Origin of the sequence: Paraflavisolibacter caeni (genome assembly GCF_025628885.1) — a bacterium.
Lineage (GTDB): Bacteria > Bacteroidota > Bacteroidia > Chitinophagales > Chitinophagaceae > Flavisolibacter > Flavisolibacter caeni.
On the sequence record NZ_JAOTIF010000015.1, the window covers coordinates 1 to 18,967 of the forward strand.

17 protein-coding genes are annotated in these 18,967 nt (G+C 40.5%); 10 read left to right on the plus strand and 7 right to left on the minus strand.

Going from position 1 to position 18,967, the window contains the following annotated elements:
* Positions 1-424 precede the first annotated feature (424 nt).
* From OCK74_RS16545 to OCK74_RS16560, 4 genes are all read left to right on the plus strand, one after another.
* On the plus strand, positions 425-1,600 hold the full coding sequence (locus OCK74_RS16545) for an acetyl-CoA C-acyltransferase (protein WP_279298171.1): 1,176 nt from the start codon (positions 425-427) through the stop codon (positions 1,598-1,600).
* Positions 1,601-1,857: 257 nt separating this feature from the next.
* Positions 1,858-2,844: a pyruvate dehydrogenase complex E1 component subunit beta gene (locus OCK74_RS16550; protein WP_279298172.1), complete on the plus strand. Its 987-nt coding sequence runs from the start codon at positions 1,858-1,860 to the stop codon at positions 2,842-2,844.
* A gap of 428 nt (positions 2,845-3,272) precedes the next feature.
* On the plus strand, positions 3,273-4,295 hold the full coding sequence (locus tag OCK74_RS16555; RefSeq protein ID WP_279298173.1) for a transglutaminase domain-containing protein: 1,023 nt from the start codon (positions 3,273-3,275) through the stop codon (positions 4,293-4,295).
* A gap of 221 nt (positions 4,296-4,516) precedes the next feature.
* Positions 4,517-5,017: a hypothetical protein gene (locus tag OCK74_RS16560; RefSeq protein WP_279298174.1), complete on the plus strand. Its 501-nt coding sequence runs from the start codon at positions 4,517-4,519 to the stop codon at positions 5,015-5,017.
* 113 nt (positions 5,018-5,130) lie between these two features.
* On the opposite strand, the gene htpG is transcribed toward OCK74_RS16560, so the two are convergent.
* Positions 5,131-7,020 (minus strand): molecular chaperone HtpG, encoded by a 1,890-nt coding sequence (gene htpG, locus OCK74_RS16565; protein WP_279298175.1) that lies wholly within the window; start codon positions 7,018-7,020, stop codon positions 5,131-5,133.
* Positions 7,021-7,238: 218 nt separating this feature from the next.
* Between htpG and OCK74_RS16570 the strand changes: the two genes are divergently transcribed.
* Together OCK74_RS16570 and trxA (OCK74_RS16575) are read left to right on the plus strand one after the other, a co-directional pair.
* A complete protein-coding gene (locus OCK74_RS16570) occupies positions 7,239-7,832 on the plus strand; it encodes a class I SAM-dependent methyltransferase (RefSeq protein WP_279298176.1) in 594 nt (197 codons plus the stop codon).
* 100 nt (positions 7,833-7,932) lie between these two features.
* The gene (trxA, locus tag OCK74_RS16575) at positions 7,933-8,307 is read left to right on the plus strand and encodes a thioredoxin (protein WP_279298177.1); all 375 of its coding nucleotides are present in this window, start codon (positions 7,933-7,935) and stop codon (positions 8,305-8,307) included.
* Positions 8,308-9,016: 709 nt separating this feature from the next.
* Here trxA (OCK74_RS16575) and OCK74_RS16580 read toward each other — a convergent pair.
* Together OCK74_RS16580 and trxA (OCK74_RS16585) are read right to left on the minus strand one after the other, a co-directional pair.
* Complete coding sequence (locus tag OCK74_RS16580; protein ID WP_279298178.1) at positions 9,017-9,436, minus strand: rhodanese-like domain-containing protein; 420 nt, start codon at positions 9,434-9,436, stop codon at positions 9,017-9,019.
* A 25-nt stretch (positions 9,437-9,461) separates the two neighbouring features.
* A complete protein-coding gene (gene trxA, locus OCK74_RS16585; RefSeq protein ID WP_279298179.1) occupies positions 9,462-9,773 on the minus strand; it encodes a thioredoxin in 312 nt (103 codons plus the stop codon).
* A 356-nt stretch (positions 9,774-10,129) separates the two neighbouring features.
* On the opposite strand from trxA (OCK74_RS16585), the gene OCK74_RS16590 reads away from it, so the two are divergent.
* Positions 10,130-10,600, plus strand: coding sequence for a septal ring lytic transglycosylase RlpA family protein (locus OCK74_RS16590; protein WP_279298180.1), 471 nt, complete (start codon positions 10,130-10,132; stop codon positions 10,598-10,600).
* A gap of 42 nt (positions 10,601-10,642) precedes the next feature.
* Here OCK74_RS16590 and OCK74_RS16595 read toward each other — a convergent pair whose 3' ends face one another.
* Positions 10,643-10,915 (minus strand): hypothetical protein, encoded by a 273-nt coding sequence (locus OCK74_RS16595; RefSeq protein WP_279298181.1) that lies wholly within the window; start codon positions 10,913-10,915, stop codon positions 10,643-10,645.
* A 147-nt stretch (positions 10,916-11,062) separates the two neighbouring features.
* Here OCK74_RS16595 and proB point away from each other — a divergent pair, with 147 nt between their 5' ends.
* The 3 genes from proB to OCK74_RS16610 all read left to right on the plus strand — a co-directional run bounded on the left by proB (position 11,063) and on the right by OCK74_RS16610 (position 14,929).
* A complete protein-coding gene (gene proB, locus OCK74_RS16600; protein WP_279298182.1) occupies positions 11,063-12,097 on the plus strand; it encodes a glutamate 5-kinase in 1,035 nt (344 codons plus the stop codon).
* Positions 12,098-12,182: 85 nt separating this feature from the next.
* On the plus strand, positions 12,183-13,586 hold the full coding sequence (locus OCK74_RS16605; RefSeq protein WP_279298183.1) for a hypothetical protein: 1,404 nt from the start codon (positions 12,183-12,185) through the stop codon (positions 13,584-13,586).
* Between the two features lie 98 nt (positions 13,587-13,684).
* Entirely contained in the window at positions 13,685-14,929 is a 1,245-nt protein-coding gene (locus OCK74_RS16610; RefSeq protein ID WP_279298184.1) for a glutamate-5-semialdehyde dehydrogenase, read from the plus strand.
* Positions 14,930-14,939: 10 nt separating this feature from the next.
* Here OCK74_RS16610 and panB read toward each other — a convergent pair whose 3' ends face one another.
* The 3 genes from panB to ppk1 form a co-directional block, all read right to left on the minus strand.
* A complete protein-coding gene (gene panB, locus OCK74_RS16615; RefSeq protein WP_279298185.1) occupies positions 14,940-15,755 on the minus strand; it encodes a 3-methyl-2-oxobutanoate hydroxymethyltransferase in 816 nt (271 codons plus the stop codon).
* A gap of 62 nt (positions 15,756-15,817) precedes the next feature.
* On the minus strand, positions 15,818-16,723 hold the full coding sequence (locus tag OCK74_RS16620) for a Ppx/GppA phosphatase family protein (protein ID WP_279298186.1): 906 nt from the start codon (positions 16,721-16,723) through the stop codon (positions 15,818-15,820).
* On the minus strand, positions 16,704-18,800 hold the full coding sequence (ppk1, locus tag OCK74_RS16625; RefSeq protein ID WP_279298187.1) for a polyphosphate kinase 1: 2,097 nt from the start codon (positions 18,798-18,800) through the stop codon (positions 16,704-16,706). Before ppk1 ends, OCK74_RS16620 begins: the two co-directional genes overlap by 20 nt.
* Between the last annotated feature and the right edge of the window lie 167 nt (positions 18,801-18,967).

The window sequence follows — 18,967 nt, forward strand, 5'->3', positions numbered from 1 at the left end:
AGGGGAGGTAAAATCTCTATAACAGTATACCCTCAGGGGTTACTTAGACCTAAATTGTACGCTCACCCTTTTTCACTGATGGACTCAAAACTACCCAGACCTTCCCGACTCCTCTCAAAAAATACTGCTTCAAAAAACAAACATAGGAGACCTTATAGAGACCTTACAGAGACCTTATAGAGATGTTATAGAGACCTTATAGAGACCATACTGCAGTGTAACTCCATAGGAACTCCCTGTCTACTCCGTACTAACTCTGTATCTAAGCCATATCTGCTCTACCAGCCTGGCACTTGATTACATCAGCCTCCCGAAATCCGAAATCCCATATCCGAAATCTCAATATCCTCAATATTAACTCCCCACCAAGCTCCCTACGTCCATCTCCCAACTTTGCCATAACTTAGAGTAAAACGGTTGCTTTATGTCCAAATCAGTTTATTTAGCTAGTATAGCCCGTACACCAATCGGTAGTTTGAATGGAGCTTTGGCTTCTGTTCCTGCAACCCAATTAGGCGCAATAGTAATCAAGGCTGCTCTAGATAGAGCAGGAGTAGCACCAGAACAGGTGCAGGAAGTTTTTATGGGAAATGTCGTAAGTGCAAATCTGGGGCAGGCCCCCGCCCAACAAGCATCCATCTATGCAGGTATTCCTACAACAGTAAATTGTACAACCATTAATAAGGTTTGCGCCAGCGGCATGAAAGCTATTACTTTAGGCGCTCAGTCCATATTATGCGGCGACAATGACATTGTAGTGGCGGGAGGCATGGAAAGCATGAGCAATATCCCTTATTACCTGGAAAAAGCCCGCAATGGATACCGGCTTGGGCACGACAAGATCATCGATGGTATCATCCGGGATGGCTTGTGGGACCCGTACAAGGATTACCATATGGGCAATGCAGGCGAATTGTGCAGTACTACTTACAATATTACCCGTCAGGACCAGGACAATTTTGCTAAAGAAAGCTATACCAGGGCGCAAAAGGCATGGCAGGAATACCTTTTTAAAAAAGAGGTCGTTCCGGTTGAAATACCAGGTAAAGACTCCGTTATAGTGGTCGAAGATGAAGAATACAAAAAGGCCAATTTTGATAAAATGGGGGCTTTAAAGCCAGCTTTTGCTAAGGAAGGCACCATTACAGCAGCCAATGCTTCCAAAATAAATGACGGCGCTGCTGCTGTTGTATTGGTAAGTGAAGAGAAATTAAAGGAGTTGGGTTTAAAGCCGCTGGCTCGTATTGTTTCTTTTGCTGATGCGTCTCAGGCGCCTGAATGGTTTACTACCACCCCCGTTAAAGCCATGCAAAGGGCTTTAGATAAAAGCGGTTTAAAAGTTAATGATATCGACTTTTTCGAGGTAAATGAAGCTTTTAGCTGCGTCGCCATTATAAATGCCAGGGAACTGAATATCCCTACCGATAAGTTAAATGTATGGGGTGGTGCTGTAGCTCTGGGGCACCCGATTGGATGTAGCGGAGCAAGGATTAGTGTCACCTTGACTTCAATTTTACAACATAACAATGCTCGCTATGGAATGGCTGGAATTTGCAATGGGGGAGGAGGGGCCAGTGCCTTGATTCTTGAAAAATTGTAAGCATATTACAAGAATAGAGGTTCGTCATTGCCTTTACTTCGTTCCGTTGTATTTGATTCTGAATATCATAATAGTAATATTGACCAGCACGGAAAAGGAATTAGTGGCAATAATACCTGCTATGATGCCTACAATCTGGGTATGATTCATCTTTTTCTCATATAAATTATTGAGCCAGATTAAATGAATTTAGTTTGTATTAGGTTTTATCGACCTGCTCCTCTAATTTTGCAGCCGCTTATTTTAAACTTTCCTGCATGAGATTAATTCCATTTCGTGAAGCCTTACGTGAAGCAATGAGTGAAGAAATGCGTCGTGATGACCGCGTTTTTCTGATGGGAGAAGAAGTTGCTGAATATAATGGTGCCTATAAGGTAAGCCAGGGTATGCTGGCTGAATTTGGCCCCCGCCGGATTTTAGATACACCGATTTCAGAACTAGGATTTACTGCCATTGGTGTTGGCGCAGCACAAAAAGGCCTGCGTCCAATTGTGGAGTTTATGACCTGGAACTTCGCAGTTCTGGCATTAGACCAGATCTTGAACACTGCCTCAAAAATGCTGGCAATGAGCGGTGGACAGATTTCCTGCCCTATCGTTTTCCGTGGAGGTAATGCCTCTGCTGGTCAGTTAGGAGCCCAACACTCTACAGCGTTTGAAGGATTGTATGCCAACATACCTGGTATTAAAGTGGTTTCGCCCAGCAATGGTTATGACGCAAAGGGCTTGCTGAAACAGGCTATCCGTTACGAGGAAGATCCGGTGATGTTCATGGAAAGTGAATTGATGTATGGCGAGAAAAGCGAGATTCCCGATGAGGAATATTACATCGAACTTGGAAAAGCTGATATTAAAAGGCAAGGTCGCGATGTTACGATCGTTGCTTTCAATAAAATGATGAAAGTTGCACTCGGTGCGGCTGCTGAATTGGAAAAAGAAGGTGTGAGCGCAGAAGTGATTGACCTGCGTACAATTCGTCCTCTTGATTGGATGACCATCTTAGAAAGCGTGAAGAAGACAAACCGCCTTGTGATCATCGACGAAGAATGGCCGTTCGCTTCTGTTTCATCAGAAATCGCTTATCGCATTCAAAAGGAAGGCTTCGATTATTTAGATGCTCCGATCCGCCGTATCACTGCGGCTGATGCCCCTCTTCACTATGCGCCTAATTTGGTGGCAGCAGCATTACCCGATGTACCACGCACAGTAAAGCTGGTGAAGGAAGTAATGTACATGAAAAAGTAAGTAAAAACTCTTATCTTAGTTTTCTGATTTTAGTAATAAAAGAAAGAGGTCGCGTTTAAAAAACGTGACCTCTTTCTTTTTTACGTATAAAAAAAAATTATTTTGGATAAAAGCTTTGAAATTCCATTTTTCATTTGCATCTTTGACTTGGTTTTTCATAGGATATTGGATTTTACACGAGGCTGGATTTCTATCCGGCCTTTATTTTTTCTAACAGGTACCAAAGAAGAAGACTTTACTTCCTTATTTAAGAAATTTACTTTCAACTCCATTGTCATTTATCTTGATGCAAAAAGGCATTCCTCCTGTTTAATCATCATAATTTTAATCCCAGGGTAATTTTGTAAATTGTTATACTGTCTGGATAAACATTCAGGTAATTAAATGCAATTCTGGTAGAAGGTAAAGAAACAGGAGATAGGAGCCTCATGAGAATGCTGGTGTGCATATTATTGGTATTCTTTACAAACTTGTCTTTTGCTCAAAGGCAGCGTACGGACTTTTCAGCTATTGATTACCGGGTTCTTTCTATTGATGCATTAACTCCCGATACTTTGGCTCTGAAGCTGGTAGCTCCTTATTCAAAGGATTTGGAAAAAGTAAGGGCTATATTTCGTTGGATTACTGAAAACATTGCTTACAAAACCAACCCTCGTTTTAAAAGGGTTTTTCCGGTAAAAAATGATGTTTATGATTTTAGTGAAGATACTGGCGCACTGAAATCTTTGGAGATGCGGGTAGCTGAGAATGTGCTTCGGAAAAGGGAAGCGGTCTGTGATGGTTATTCCCGGCTTTTCAAAGCCCTTTGTGACATAGTAGGTATCCGTTCCGAAATAATCATTGGCTTTGCAAGAGGGGATAACAGAGGAGGGATGAAGTTCCGTTCAAATCACACCTGGAATGCAGTTTATTTCGATAGCTCATGGCATTTACTGGACGTTACATGGGCTAGTGGATTTATAAGCTTTAGTGGTGACTATATAAAACACTTTGATGAGAGCTATTTTTTAACGTCGCCTGCTCAATTCATTCAGGATCATTTTCCTGAAGATTTGAAATGGACACTGCTGCCTGAACCTCCAACCTTAAGAGAATTTAATCATTCGCCTTTTAAACCGTCTGCATTCATCAAACATAATATCTTATCATACAAACCTTCCAATGGGATCATAGAAGCTTCAATTGGTGAAAAGCTCGAATTTGAAATAGAGACAGATGATCCAAAGGGCGACTTGGTTGTTGCTTCTGGAAATCTATCTGACCCCACCCTTATTTCAGCCCTTTGGCTTTTTGCTAAACCTGGTACATTGAAAACAGGTAACAAGTTAAGTTACACTTATACCGTTGAGAATGATGCAGATCAATGGTTACACATCATTTACAAGGGTGACGTGATCATGCGTTATAAATTACAGGTAAAAAAAGAAACAGCCGCAAATAGGGTCAGGTAACCTGGAGGTATCGTTATGAATAAATCAGTTAACAGGTAATTGAGATGGCAAAGTTCTTATGCCATGTAATTAATTAATATGAATTACAGTAGTGGCAATGATGGTAGACATGGAGGAAATAGGTGATAGCCCTTCTCTAATATAATTTAACTAGAATTTGAGCGTTATATTTGAGCGCGGTCAAGGTCACGCAATGACTTAAACAACCGGCATTTCTCTTCATGAATGAACAAGTGTTTTTACAAACAATCAATGAAAAGGCAAAAGATTACGGCATCAATCCTTTGTTATTAATTTCTGGCATGGAAGGAATTTATACTTTCCGGAATGTAGAAGTAAACGAAATTAATTACGAGTTTCTGGATAGTCTTATACTTACCATTTTTGCTTTACGAATTGGCGACAGGTTCCATTCCATCGCAGAGAAGAATTTAAGTAGCAATAATTACCAAATTATGCAGGCTGCCGCCCATGAACTGAAGCCTCTAAGTTATGAAGAAATAGCTCATTCTGATAATCCATATCTTCAGTCATTTGCGCGGTTGGTAGCAGGGAAAAGTGTTGTCAGGCAATACCACCAGAAAGCTCTTGAAGCGGCTGCTGTAGAAGTGAAGAATGCTCAAATGGTATTTAGCAATGAAAGTATTGGATCTATTATGTTGCAACTGTGTAAGAATGATCTGCAAAGTAGCCTGGATCTTGATTCGTTTTTCGGACAGTAATGGAGAAAGTAGATTTAAGCATTTAACTATAGGGAATACCTAGATATTTCATTTAATAAAAAAGCCCGAAGGTGATATTTACTTCGGGCTTCATTTTTATAGTTCTAAATCTATTAAATCATCTGAACACTCCTGTTTACAAAGTTGGTCAGGTCTGCACCTGTAAGCATACCTTGAGAAAGTAATGCCAGGTCATAAGCCTGGCGGGCAAGCTGCACCTGTTGTTCTTCACCTTCAGTTTTGAGAATGCGGTCAATCAATTTATGATTACCATTGATGGCTACTTTATAGCTGTCAGGAAGTGAGCCATAGAAGCCCATTCCTCCGCCACCTAAGCGTGCCATATCTTTCATGCGGCGCATCCATTCTTCCATAGTTACAGTTACCGGCATTGCATCGGGATTCAGGGCTTCAATTTCCACTTTCATCTCCGGCTTGTTGATGGCCATTTCAAATATCGTCTTCAGCTTGCCTGTTTCTTCTTCCGTTAATACGTGCGACAGATTTTCATCTTTCTCTATGAGCTTTTCTACAACATCAGCATCTACCCGTTTCCATGAGGTCTTTTCCTGCTTCATTTCGAGGTGATGGATAAAGTGATTGTCAATAGGCGAGTTCATGACCAAAACATCATACTCTTTCTTGTGTGCGGCTTGTATATAGCTATCCTGCTTCGCTGCATCTATGGTGTACAGGTAAACAAGATTGCCCTCTTTATTGGTTTGCAAAGGAGCTACTTTCTCCTTGTACTCTTCCAAAGTAAAGTGCTCACCTTTTGTATTCGTTAAAAGAGCGAATTCCTTAGCCTTATCATAGAACTTTTCATCACTGATCATTCCGTATTTAACAAAGAGTCCTATGTCATTCCACTTTTCTTCATAGGCTTTGCGGTCTTTCTTAAAGTGCTCGGACAATTTATCTGCCACCTTGCGAGTGATGTAGCTATTGATCTTTTTAACATTGCTATCGGCCTGTAAAAAGCTACGGCTAACATTCAAAGGAATGTCCGGAGAGTCGATAACACCATGTAACAACATCAAAAACTCTGGAACGATATCCTTTACCTCATCGGTAATAAATACCTGGCGGGAGAAGAGTTTAATTTTGTTGCGTTGAGGATCGAAGTCGTTCTTTACCTTGGGGAAATAAAGAACCCCGGTCAGGTTGAATGGATAGTCCACATTCAGATGGATCCAAAAAAGAGGATCTTCTGAGAAAGGATACAGTTGTTTGTAGAACTCCAGGTAATCTTCATCTTTTAATTCAGAAGGAGACTTGGTCCAAATTGGAGTGGTATTGTTGATGATATTGTCAACTTCAACCGATTTGTACTTTGGTTTGCCATCAGCATCCTCGCCATCTGGCTCCTGCTCTGTTTTTGTACCAAATTTGATGGGTACAGGCAAAAAGCGTCCGTACTTTTCTAAAATCTCCTGGAGTTTATATTTCTGAAGGAACTCTTCGTTTTCCTGGTTAATATACAGAATAACATCAGTACCTCTATGGGTACGGGAGCCTTCTGTTATTTCAAATTCAGTGCTTCCGTCACAAACCCATTTGGCAGGTTCTGATCCTTCCTGGAAAGAAAGTGTTTGAATTTCCACTTTGTCTGACACCATGAAAGCCGAGTAAAAACCAAGACCAAATTTGCCAATAATCTCATTAGCGTCTTTGGCTTCCTTGAACTTCTCCATGAACTCTGTAGCACCGGAGAAAGCTATTTGGTTGATGTACTTTTTAATTTCTTCAGCGGTCATTCCAATACCATTATCTGAAATGGTGATGGTTTTAGCCTCTTCATTTAAAGAAACTTCCACTTTCAGATCACCCAAGTCACCAGTGTAATGGCTTAAAGCTGCCAGACGCTTTATTTTTTGGGTGGCATCTACTGCATTGGAGACTAATTCGCGAAGAAAAATCTCATGGTCTGAGTAGAGGAATTTTTTGATAATTGGGAAAATATTCTCTGTATGGATCGAAATCGTTCCTTTTTCTTGTACCATATTGTAAAAAGTTAATTGGTTTTGCTTTAGAAGCCTTACCTATCAAGGCTTGTTCCAAAAGAGGGCTGCTTGTCAAATTGGCAGGAGAGGACAAGATAAAGAATTGAAATAGGGAATGAATAATAAACCAGACTTTGAAAATGAGTAATCTCCTTTGATTAAAATCATTGTTAAAGCAATTTTCTTTTGTCAAATTGCAAACAACAAATTCAGAAATCATGAAAGAGTTCTGGAACGAACGATTTGCTTCCCAAACAATAGATTATGATATTGAACCAAACAGGTTCTTTAAACGTTTCATCAACACTACTAAACCTGGTAGTATTTTATTGCCGGCCGAAAGTGATGGCAGGAATGCGATTTATGCAGCTTCCAAAGGCTGGCAGGTTGATGCATTTGGTTCCAGTGAGCTTATTAAAGCAAAGGTTTTGCAAGAGGCAGCCGAAAGGGGTGTTCAAATTAACTACGAGGTACTTGACTTGAAAAAGTTTAAGGCAGTCAAACAATACGATGCGGTTGGCTTGTTTTACGTAAACCTTCCGGAGCGGATCAGAATGGGGTTTCATAAGGAAATTTGCAAGTGCCTGAAATCGGGTGGCATTCTCGTATTGGAAGCTTTTGCCAAAGATCAACTCAATTTTGCTACGGGAGGGCCAAAGGATAACGCAATACTTTATGATGCTCCAGGCATCTGTAATGATTTTCAACATTTGTATTTATTACATATCCGTGAGAAAGAGACTGTTATCAATGAGGGAGCATTTTATCAAGGGAGGGGGGCTGTGTTGAGGTTCGTAGGTCAAAAACTTTAGTTATGGCATCATTTCCTGAATTTATTACTACCGTAAAGCCATTTAAACACCCTTTAAATGGCTTTTGCTTTTCTGGCATATTCTTCGTGAAGTAACCATTATGGCAACAATTAATATGACCGCCCAGGAATTCAAGGATCAAATATTTGATTATGAGCAGGCAAGTGAATGGGAGTATAAGGGACAGCTACCTGCTATCATTGATTTTTATGCAGATTGGTGTGGACCTTGCAGGAGTGTTGCTCCTGTATTGGATGAACTGGCAACTGAGTATAATGGCAAGTTGATGATCTATAAAATTGATACTGACAAAGAATCTGAATTATCTCAATTATTCGGAATACAAAGTATTCCTACCTTTTTATTTATTCCTGTTCAAGGCACTCCAATGATACAGAAGGGTGCTATTCCTAAAAATGCATTCAAGAAGATTATTGAAGAACGTTTGCTCCAAGGTGCAACCAAAGAAGAATAATGTTGATCTGGAGATTGGGAGAATAGGATGTTTGTATGCAGGAATAGTCAGGTAGATGGATTGGGGTACCGGTATTCTGAGGAATTCATAAAAGGGTGAAAAGGAATCAGGTATCTGTAAATGAAGGGAATGTTGGATATTGGGATATTAGGGTATTGGTTGGGCGATAAATGGTTTTCTAGGCTCAAGTACGGCTAAGATACGGCTAATGTACGGCTCAAGTACGGCTCAAGGGTTAGGGGAGCAGGGAGGGGGTGAAATCTGTTTCGTGCACTAAGTATACTTGAAGTATGCTTGAAGTGTGCTTGATCTATACACCAAACCTACTCCAGCTATGTAAAAGAGAGTAGATTAGGGGGGATTTGGGATGCTGAGGTAATTAAATACCAGACTGATAGCGCAGAAACTGATAGGCTCAGGTAGGCTTAGATAGGGCGTAGGTACGGTGTAAGTAGGGAGTTAGTAGGGCGGAGTAACGAGGAGAAGGGAATGTTGAATGATTCGAATGAGAAATAGCAGATGCAGGGGACAAAACAGGTCAAAAGCGATCTGAATGGCCATGGGGTTGCGGTAGATAATTGGAGATGGAAATTGCGGCCTAAATCTTAGGAGGATATATTATTGGACGTTTTCTAATGCGCATGAATAAAAGGATCAGGTAGGGTTGCTGGAGCAATTGCCGTATCTGATCCTTATGTAGAATAGTTTTCTAATTAGAGGATTTACCGCTTGATTTTTCCCATTTAGCATAACCATTTTCTAATTGGTCAACTCTTTTGAAGCCGTTGCTCAGCATATATTGGGTGGCTTTGTTGGAGCGATTACCACTTTTGCAATATACCAGGTAGTGCTTGTTTTTGTCAAGAGCATTCACCTGTTTGGCAAAGGTGCTGTCCTTATAGTTGATCAAAATAGATCCAGGTATATTCCCTGAATTATATTCTTCAGGAGTTCGTACATCCAGGATCACTACATTCTCCTTATTCATCTGGCGCTTGAACTTCTTCTGACTTATGACATTTACCTTTTTGCTGGAATCGGCAATATGCTGAGCTGAGGATAGAACAGGCGTTAAAGAGCATATCAAGACCGTAAGAATAAGAACTATGTGAAACTTGAAGGATTTCATATTGTTTTATTTAAGAGAATTTATTTCAGGAAAACTGTTTTATAACCTGATATAGCTGCTGGGCGCGAACCACACCAGATTGTCTCCATTTAATCTGTCCATTTTTAAACAAAATTAATGTAGGAACGCCCTGTATTGCTAAAGATGAAGCTACCGCAGGGTTTCTGTCTACGTCAATTTTTAATATAGTAAGATCATCTCCTGCCATTTGTTTTAACTCTTTTAAGATGGGCGGCATCATTTTACAAGGGCCGCACCATTCTGCAAAAAAGTCAACCAAAACAGGCTTATCTCCATTTATAACTTCTGAAAAAGATTTATTTGTTTTTGTTTCCATAGCAATGTTTTAATTGTCTGAACAATAAAAATCTAAGGATCCGTCAGTACTTAAAAAGTCAAAAGCTTCTTTGTTTCACTTTTTAAACTTGCATTAGTGTTTATAGCATAACCTATGCCACTGCAGATAATATCTTTAAGACTGTCATCTAAGGCAAATAATGCCATGAGTGTATGGAAAATAGCCTGTAAAAAGTACTGATTTGAGAGGGTTTTAGTGTAAGTTGTTGAATATCAGTCTGAAAACTTGGCAGTCTTCTTGCATCTATAGCCAAAGTATTAAGATGGATAAGTAAGCAGTAACCGTTTCCTAGCCAAATTATCAACTTCAACATGCTTTTTAGTAAATCCTGTTTTATGGCATTGGGCATTCAATGTTTATATAAGGTGGGGAGAAAAGGAGTTATTATTCCAATATTCTTTTTGCTTTCAGTAGCTTTTCTTTCCAATTGTAAATCCGAAAATAGGGCTACCCCGGTGGCTGATAGCTTGCAGGTAAAAGAATCTAAGACAGGACTGGCATCCTGGTATGGTCGTGCCTTTGAAGGCAAAGAGACAGCCAGTGGCGAAATCTTTGATAAAGAAGAAATGGTGGCTGCACATCCCAGTTATCCATTAGGAACTGTAGCTCGAATTACCAATCTTGAAGGTGGAGGCGATACTGTGCATGTGCGGATCATAGATCGTGGTCCAACCGATGAAAATGTTGCTGAAGGCGTTATAATTGATCTTTCCAAGGGGGCAGCCCATAAGCTTGGAATGGTAAAGGAGGGCAGGGTAAAGGTTAAGGTGGAAGTACTCAAGTGGGGGACTAATGAAAGAAAGTAGGCATTTACCTATTATTCATCAGCAAGTTGTAATTGATGAGCATCAGGTTGGTTCTACCAATTCGCTCTGGTGGTCCTGTTCGAATGTATTTCGGCTTGCCTGGCATTTATCAATAAGGTCTGAAACCTTTTGAATGCTATCGTCTACTCTTTCATGAATTTCAGGTAAAGCATCGCTTAGTGCTTCCTCATTCAGGTTGATGTTGTCTGCTTCTATTTGAGCAATTTTTTTCAACACAGATGTTTGACTGTTTTTTAAATCTTCCAACTCCCTAATAATCTTGTTCATTAAATCAAGTTGCTGTCTAGGTTTCATAATGGGGTGTTTAAGTGAAGTAATTTGTTATTACAAATTTACTTCATAGAATCATTATTCAATAGCTTTCTCCTTGCTGAAATCCAATATTCATTTTTCTTTCCTTAGGGAAAAGTATTTTTGCACCCCATTCAAAAAGTTTCTTACATGCAAAAACCGGTTTTGGTTGTTAAATTAGGTTCGGCTGTTATTACCACCAGTGATGGAACAATAGACCAGGCAATCATTAAAAAGCTAGCAGCAGAAATAGCTGCATTGTCAGCAAAGTACCGAGTGGTGATGGTTTCAAGTGGGGCTGTAGGAAGTGGTAAAGCTTTTATTAAAAATTATAAGGGCTCGCTGATAGAGCGCAAAGCAGCAGCTGCAGTAGGGAACCCGATCCTGATACAGCTTTATCATAAACATTTTTCCAAGTATGGTATTACTGTGGCACAAGCCTTATGTGAACGCCATCACTTTTCAAACCGGTTCCAGTTCTTGCAGTTGAAAGACACTTTTCATGAATTCTGGGAAAACGACATTCTTCCCGTAGTGAATGAAAATGACCTGGTAAGTAATGTTGAATTAAAGTTTTCTGATAATGATGAATTGGCAACACTCATTGCTATTGGATTTGATGCAGAAACGCTGATCATTTGTACTTCTGTGGGTGGTTTTATGGATGCCGAGAAAAAGATCATTCCGTTTGTCGATGCCATTGATACTCAAATAATGGGCTTTGTCAATAATGAAAAAAGCAGTCTTGGGTTAGGAGGGATGTTGTCTAAACTTACTTTCACCCGGTTGGCCACATCATTAGGTATCAAGGTGATTATTAGTGGATTAAAAGGAGCGAAACCATTCCATGACGCATTATCTGGAAATTCTGGTACTACTTTTAAAGCACAGAAGTCAAATCTCAAAGCCAGGCAAAAATGGCTGGCAAGTGGGTCCATCACACTTGGCGGCATACAGGTGGATAAGGGCGCAGAAAAAGCTTTGTTCAGCCGCAAAAGCCTGCTGGCAGTTGGTATCCGTGATGTGCAAGGAAGTTTCTCTTCCGGAGAAGTCGTTCAATTAATCAATGAAGAGGAGCAGATAATTGGTGTGGCTAAGGTTAGGCTGGGGGCTTCGGAGATAGCAGAGCAAACAGCTAAGAAAAATACCCTGGCTGCACATGCTGATGATATTGTTATGTTTTGAGCTGAAGAGGGATCAAGGCAGGAGATTACGAATGGAAAGTCTTCTGGTTATTCAAATTACAATTAAAATTAAATAAAGGTTAACCATGCAGCAATTATCTCCCAAGAAGTATATAGAAACCAAAGCCAGAAGTCTGCCTATATTTAAATGCCTGGTGAATAAGGACTGGGAAGAAAGCAAGATGGCTGATGTCATTGTTATGCGCAGGCATAACAATGGAAATATTACTGTAGGCATTTATCTTGTTGACCTACTTTGCCTGGGTATAAAAGATACCTTTTATTTTTTCAATGAGCCGGAAGATGAAGTAGAGAACCGCTATGGTCCTGAATTTTACCAGGTATTTACGGAAATAGACTACAACCTGGCTCATAACATCATTTATGCTGGTCACGATTTCGCGATGGAATATGAAATTCAACCGCATCGTGAGTTTGAAACTACAAAGTTTATATTGGAAGAAGATTCCGATGATATTCCTCTCTTAGACATTTCTGTAGGTTCAGAAGATGGTAAGCCGCATCTAATTGTACAATCCGGAAACCAGTATCCTGATGTTCTTGCGAAATTGAAAAGAATAGCTGGTGAAGGGAATTATTATTATACCATTGGAGAAGATTTTGATAAAGAACCGGATGAGGTGGAAATGGGTGAAACTGATTACAACGCATTTGACGAAGATGAAGAACAAATAAGCCTGAATGACATTCCTTTGGGAGAGATTGACGCCTTAAATGTCCAGAACGTGATGATGGTTGATTTGATGAACCCGGAAATGGTAAAACAAAGGACCATGGCTGAGCAGGTGATCATTAATGCTGAATGCCTGACAAGAGTATTGCCGGCAGAAATCACTGAATTGAAGCCTGAAGAAGAAAACCGCTGGGACAATATATGGAATGAATTATTAGACCAGGCTGAGTTCCCCACTGGAATGAACCAGGAAATCATGGATGATTTTTATACAGCAAACGATGAATTGATAGAAGGTGAAGAACAGTTGGGTGAAGATGTTGATGAAGAAGCTTTTTCTGATCATCTGGCTAAGGTTTTAGATGCGCACTCAACCAATCCAATGGTAGTAGCCAGCATGTATGAGACCAGCACAGCATTGCTTTTAGAAGGGGTGGAAGAAAAAGCGAAGGCATATGTCAATGAGTTGCAACAGCAGTATCCTTACCTGCAAATATCTCTTGCAATGGGGGCGTTACTAAAGGGAACCCGAGATGCCCGCTTCAGCAATATTTACAATGCAAAAACTATAAAGGAAGCCTTGCCTCAAGTGAAGCAGTTCTATTCGCAAGAAGTCATTAATTTCTGGATGGTTAAGATGTTGGTAAGCCTGGAGGATAGTGATCTAAAAGATGCAGTGCAATATTATTTATTGATCAGAGAGACGCAAGCAAATGCGTGGTTGTTTGAATCTGTGCTCATGAAATATAATGATGCATTAGCCGAATATTTTAAAATCAACCATATAAAAGGTTGATTTATTAGATTTTTACATTTGAAATCATTTATATCAAGTATTTTGGTGGAGGGAGTTTAGGAAAGCCAATTTGAATTATCAACTTTGTAAACAGAATCATGAAAACCATAGAACCACTTATTATAAAAACTTACAAGGCATCAGTTTCGCTTCGCAATGCAACCGATGCACAGTTGAAGAAATTATTAAAAGACCTGGCTGATGCTGTTGAAGGAAACAGCAATGCAATAATAAGAGCCAATAAAAAGGATGTTGAGAAGAAGGATCCCTCTGATCCTCTTGTCGATAGGTTGCTCTTAAATGAACAGCGCATTAAGAACATTGCAAACGCTATAAGGCAGATCAGCAAGCTGCCAAATCCAACTGGTAAAGTTTTGGAAAAGCGCAAGTTGAATAATGGATTGCTGCTGCAGAAGGTGACTGTTCCACTCGGGATTGTAGGAGCTATCTATGAGTCAAGGCCCAATGTAACCTTTGATATTGCCGCTCTTTGTCTGCGCAGTATGAATGGCTGTTTACTGAAAGGGAGTAAAGATGCGGAAAATACGAATGTAGTTGCTGTAAAGATCATTAAAGGCGTTTTAAAAGAAGCGGGTATTAGCCCTGATTGTGTTACCCTGCTGCCTTCTGAAAGAGAGGTAGTGCAAGAGTTGTTTACTGCCACCAAGTATGTTGATGTGATCATTCCACGTGGTTCGGATAGTCTTATTCAATTTGTGCGCAAGAACAGCCTCGTGCCTGTTATTGAAACTGGTGCTGGTGTTTGTCATGTTTATGTAGAAAAGGAAGCCGATATAAAGAAGGCGCTGAAAATAGTAGTGAATGCAAAGGTTTCGCGTCCTTCGGTATGCAATTCAGTAGATACAGTGCTTGTTGACAATGCAGTGGCACCGCAGTTCCTGAAAGGTTTGCAACCTATGTTTGAAAAATATGAGGTTGAGATTTTTGCGGACAGCAAAGCACAAAAGCTACTGAAAGATTATCCTCATCTGCAAAAGGCGAATCCAGAAGATTTTGACCGAGAGTTTCTTAGTTTGAAGTGTGCGGTGAAAGTGGTTAAGGATATAGATGAAGCTTTGGAACACATCCAGGAGCATTCGACGCGTCATTCTGAGGCTATAGTATCTGAGAACAAAAAGAACTGTGAGCGGTTTTTACATGAAGTAGATGCCGCAGCTGTTTATGCCAATGCTTCTACGCGGTTTACTGATGGCGAAGAGTTTGGTTTAGGAGCAGAGATCGGTATCTCTACCCAAAAGCTCCATGCCCGTGGACCTTTTGCCCTTGAGAAACTGGTTACAGAGAAATGGATTATTAAGGGGAATGGCCAGGTAAGAGGATAAGTTCTTTTTATTAATAGGATTCTGCGTCGTTTGGAAAATCTTTGGTTTTAACGTCGTTAATATAGCTTTTAACAGCCTGGTCAATTTGTTCATGCAAACTGAGGTACTGGCGTAAAAATCTAGGCTTAAACTCCACATTGATACCCAGCATATCGTGCATGACCAAAACCTGGCCATCGCAGTATCTTCCGGCACCAATGCCAATCGTAGGAATTTGCAAGCTTTCGGTCACTTCTTTTGCTAGCATTGCTGGAATTTTTTCAAGTACAACAGCAAAACATCCAGCTTCTTCAAGCAGAAGGGCGTCCTTTTTCAATTTAGCAGCTTCAGCTTCTTCTTTTGCCCGTACATTGTAAGTGCCAAATTTATAAATAGACTGAGGAGTAAGACCCAGGTGGCCCATTACAGGGATACCTGCAGAAATGATCCGTTTAACGGAATCTAAAACTTCTTCTCCACCTTCCAGTTTAATGGCGTGGGCACCGGTTTCCTTCATGATACGGATGGCAGAAGCCAGGGCTATGTCTGAGTTGGACTGGTAAGAGCCAAAAGGCAGATCTACCACAACCAGGCATCTATTCGCACCCCGGATCACAGAGGATGCGTGGTAAATCATTTGATCCAGCGTTATGGGTAGGGTCGTTTCATGACCTGCCATAACATTGGAGGCAGAGTCGCCTACCAAAATCACATCAATGCCTGCGCGGTCAAAAAGCTTGGCAAAAGAATAATCATATGCTGTAAGCATCGAGATCTTTTGACCTGAAGCTTTCATTTTTTGAACCGTATTGGTTGTTATCCGTTTTAATTCAGAAGAAACACTCATGGGGACAAAAGTAAGTATGAAATATGAAGATAAAGACGAGAAGTGTTTATACCTGATGAATATCAGGCAGTGGTGTGACCCTTCGCTTTTTTAGCTACCTCACTGTATAATGTATGGATCAATCCATCGGAAAGACCAATTTTGGGAACATATATTTCATTAGCATCGGCCCAACGCATGACATTGAGATAGATAGATAAAGCAGGCACAATGACATCAGCCCGGTCCTCACGCAATTTGTATAAACTCATACGTTGCAAAACGGAAAGATTGCTCATGTCTTTATAATAGTCTTTTAATAAGTTGAGGCTAAGGGGCTTGCCGTCCTTGCGTTTGGAAAGGGAAAATACCTTGTTGATATTGCCACCTGAACCAATAGCAGTTATATGATGGTACTTGCCTGTTTTTGTCTTGATAAAATTTTTCATCTTGTTCCATGACTTTTCGTCCACCTGGTTTTTCAGCAGACGGATCGTTCCAATATCAAAGGATTGTTTAGCTGCCAGCTTGCCATCAGTGAAAAAGGTAAGTTCGGTACTACCACCGCCAACATCGATGTAGAGGTATGTTTCATCGCTGCTCATGTTGTCGGCTATGTGGTTCTCATATATAAAAGTGGCTTCTTCCTGCCCACTGATCACTTTAATTTCTATGCCTGTTTCTGCTTTTATTTTTTCAATGATCTCTTTAGCATTTTCTGCATCACGCATGGCGGAAGTTGCACAGGCTTTGAGATAAGGGACATCATAAACATCCATCAATAGTTTATACGACTTGATGGTTTTAATCATCATGTCAATTTTCTTATCTGAAATCTTCCCTGATTCAAATACATCAAAGCCCAAACGAAGGGGAACACGAACGAGGGCAACTTTCACGAAGTCCTGTTTGCCAGAAGCGTTGGTGATTGCATCACATATCAAAAGGCGGGCAGCATTACTGCCGATGTCAATTGCTGCTAACTTCAATGGTTGAAACGTTTTTTTGGTATAAATAACGATATGTTTCTACTTGAGACCGGACCTTATGGCTACTCTCATTACGCACATATTCATTACTCAATTTGTTGTCGAGCCAGCGGGCCTTTACATTGTCTTTTAGTTGTATGTTGAGTATGTCTTTTAGTTCTTTTTTAATGTTATCATCAATTATAGGACATGTAGCTTCTACCCGGTGATCAAGATTACGGATCATCCAGTCGGCAGAAGAAATGAATATTTTCTCATTTCCTCCATTATTGAATACCCATACCCTTGCATGTTCCAGGTATTGGTCAACAATGCTGATGGCCGTTACTGGAATGATAAACTTGTCATTTTGGGACATCATACAGAAGATTCCACGTATAATCAATTTGATTTCCACGCCGGCTTTGGCGGCATCATATAAAGCATTGATGATCTCTTCATCTGAGAGGGAATTCATTTTTGCAATGATCTGTGCTATTTTGCCTTGCCGGGCGTTTTTAATCTCTGTTTGAATAAGCTTCATGATTTCTTTGCGCAGGTACATAGGACTTGGCGAGATCGTGGTACAGGCTTTTAAAAAATGGAGCCCTGTTTTGTAGTGTTCTACATAATTGAAAATACGGTTTGCATCTGCCATTATATTCCGGTTGGACGTAAGGAGGCAATGGTCGGCGTAAATTTTTGCAGTTGATTCATTCAGGTTGCCAGTGCTAACAAATCCGTAGTGAATGATCTTTTCTCCAACTCGTTTCCGGATGACACAAAGTTTTGCGTGCACTTTCATGTTTGGAATGCCTATCAATACCTTAACACCTTCATCTTCCAGTCTTTCTTTCCAGGCAAGGTTAGCTTCTTCATCAAATCGGGCCCGGAGTTCAAGCATGACTGTTACCTGTTTGCCATTTCGAACGGCATTGACCAGGGCATTGATTATTTTAGATTGGCTGGCCAGGCGGTAGCAAGTAATTTTAATAGAGGTAACGTCCGGATCAATGGCAGCTTCCTTGAGCAAGTCGATCACGGGATAAAATGCATGGTATGGAAAATGGAGCATTATATCTCTTTCCATGACCACATCTGTAACTCTTTGTTCGAGGAGCAGAGGGTGGTCGAATGGCTTTCGCTTATTTTCCTTACCATTAAACACCTGTTCGGGGAATTCCATGAAATGCCGGAAGTTGTGGATACGACCGCCCGGGATCAGGTTGTCACGTTTTGTAAGATTCATTCGCTGGATCAGGTATTCCAATAGACCCGGGTCCATTTCTTTATCATATACAAACCGTACAGTTTTGCCTTTGCGCCGGCCTTTTAATGCTTTCTGCAGTTGTTGAATCAGTGTTGTTGATATGTCACTATCAATATCAAACTCAGCATCCCGGGTAACCTTGAAGATGTTGGCCTGATAGCGGTTAAATCCGAAGTAGCTGAAGATCTCCGGAAGGTTGAAGCGAATGACATCTTCCAATAGAATTATGTGGTGTTCTCCCGGAGGTGAGGGGAGCAAGATAAAGCGGCCGACGGCATTAGCAGGTACTTCAATGAATGCATATTTTCTTTTTAAGGCACTATCCTGCATCCACATGACCACACCCAGGTAAATCGACTTTTCACGCAGGTAAGGGAAGGTCGGGATGTTTTCGATCATTAAGGGTATTACGTTTGGACTTACTTCCTCCTCGTAGAAGTCTCGCACAAAAGACTGTTGCTCAGCATTAAGGTCTTTTTCTGTAACAAGGAAAATCTTTTCTTTTTTGAGTTCTTCCAGGATTTCTTCCCAGATGCGGTTGAATTCGCTCTGATGATTCAATACCGTCATTTGGATTTCCTGTAAAATATTATCCGGGTTTTCTTCAAGGTGCATTTGCAATTTGGCTTTACCTCCAACCTGAGCCATACGTTTAAGCGTAGCTACACGTACCCGGAAAAATTCATCCAGGTTATTGGAAAAAATTCCCAGGAAGCGTATTCGTTCACGGAGTGGCACGGAATGGTCAGCTGCTTCCTGTAATACACGAGCATTGAAAGACAGCCAGCTGATGTCTCTTGAAATAAGTTTCGATTTCGGGTCGGGCATAAGTGTTCTATTATTTATTGAGTCGCCTAGTTTATAGGAATCGTCTGGTTCCTAATTACGAACTTCTCATCGCTAGTCTAAATTACTGACATCCATGCATAAATGAATTAATGAATTGAAAAGTTTGGCAGGGGAAGGGAAATGAATGACGAATGGGAGAAAGGTAA

Bases quoted from the DNA above. Each gene is read 5' to 3' on its own strand.
- OCK74_RS16545 (WP_279298171.1), top strand. From the start codon at position 425: ATGTCCAAATCAGTTTATTTAGCTAGTATAGCCCGTACACCAATCGGT.
- OCK74_RS16550 (WP_279298172.1), top strand. From the start codon at position 1,858: ATGAGATTAATTCCATTTCGTGAAGCCTTACGTGAAGCAATGAGTGAA.
- OCK74_RS16555 (WP_279298173.1), top strand. From the start codon at position 3,273: ATGAGAATGCTGGTGTGCATATTATTGGTATTCTTTACAAACTTGTCT.
- OCK74_RS16560 (WP_279298174.1), top strand. From the start codon at position 4,517: ATGAATGAACAAGTGTTTTTACAAACAATCAATGAAAAGGCAAAAGAT.
- htpG (WP_279298175.1), bottom strand. From the start codon at position 7,020: ATGGTACAAGAAAAAGGAACGATTTCGATCCATACAGAGAATATTTTC.
- OCK74_RS16570 (WP_279298176.1), top strand. From the start codon at position 7,239: ATGAAAGAGTTCTGGAACGAACGATTTGCTTCCCAAACAATAGATTAT.
- trxA (WP_279298177.1), top strand. From the start codon at position 7,933: ATGGCAACAATTAATATGACCGCCCAGGAATTCAAGGATCAAATATTT.
- OCK74_RS16580 (WP_279298178.1), bottom strand. From the start codon at position 9,436: ATGAAATCCTTCAAGTTTCACATAGTTCTTATTCTTACGGTCTTGATA.
- trxA (WP_279298179.1), bottom strand. From the start codon at position 9,773: ATGGAAACAAAAACAAATAAATCTTTTTCAGAAGTTATAAATGGAGAT.
- OCK74_RS16590 (WP_279298180.1), top strand. From the start codon at position 10,130: ATGGCATTGGGCATTCAATGTTTATATAAGGTGGGGAGAAAAGGAGTT.
- OCK74_RS16595 (WP_279298181.1), bottom strand. From the start codon at position 10,915: ATGAAACCTAGACAGCAACTTGATTTAATGAACAAGATTATTAGGGAG.
- proB (WP_279298182.1), top strand. From the start codon at position 11,063: ATGCAAAAACCGGTTTTGGTTGTTAAATTAGGTTCGGCTGTTATTACC.
- OCK74_RS16605 (WP_279298183.1), top strand. From the start codon at position 12,183: ATGCAGCAATTATCTCCCAAGAAGTATATAGAAACCAAAGCCAGAAGT.
- OCK74_RS16610 (WP_279298184.1), top strand. From the start codon at position 13,685: ATGAAAACCATAGAACCACTTATTATAAAAACTTACAAGGCATCAGTT.
- panB (WP_279298185.1), bottom strand. From the start codon at position 15,755: ATGAGTGTTTCTTCTGAATTAAAACGGATAACAACCAATACGGTTCAA.
- ppk1 (WP_279298187.1), bottom strand. From the start codon at position 18,800: ATGCCCGACCCGAAATCGAAACTTATTTCAAGAGACATCAGCTGGCTG.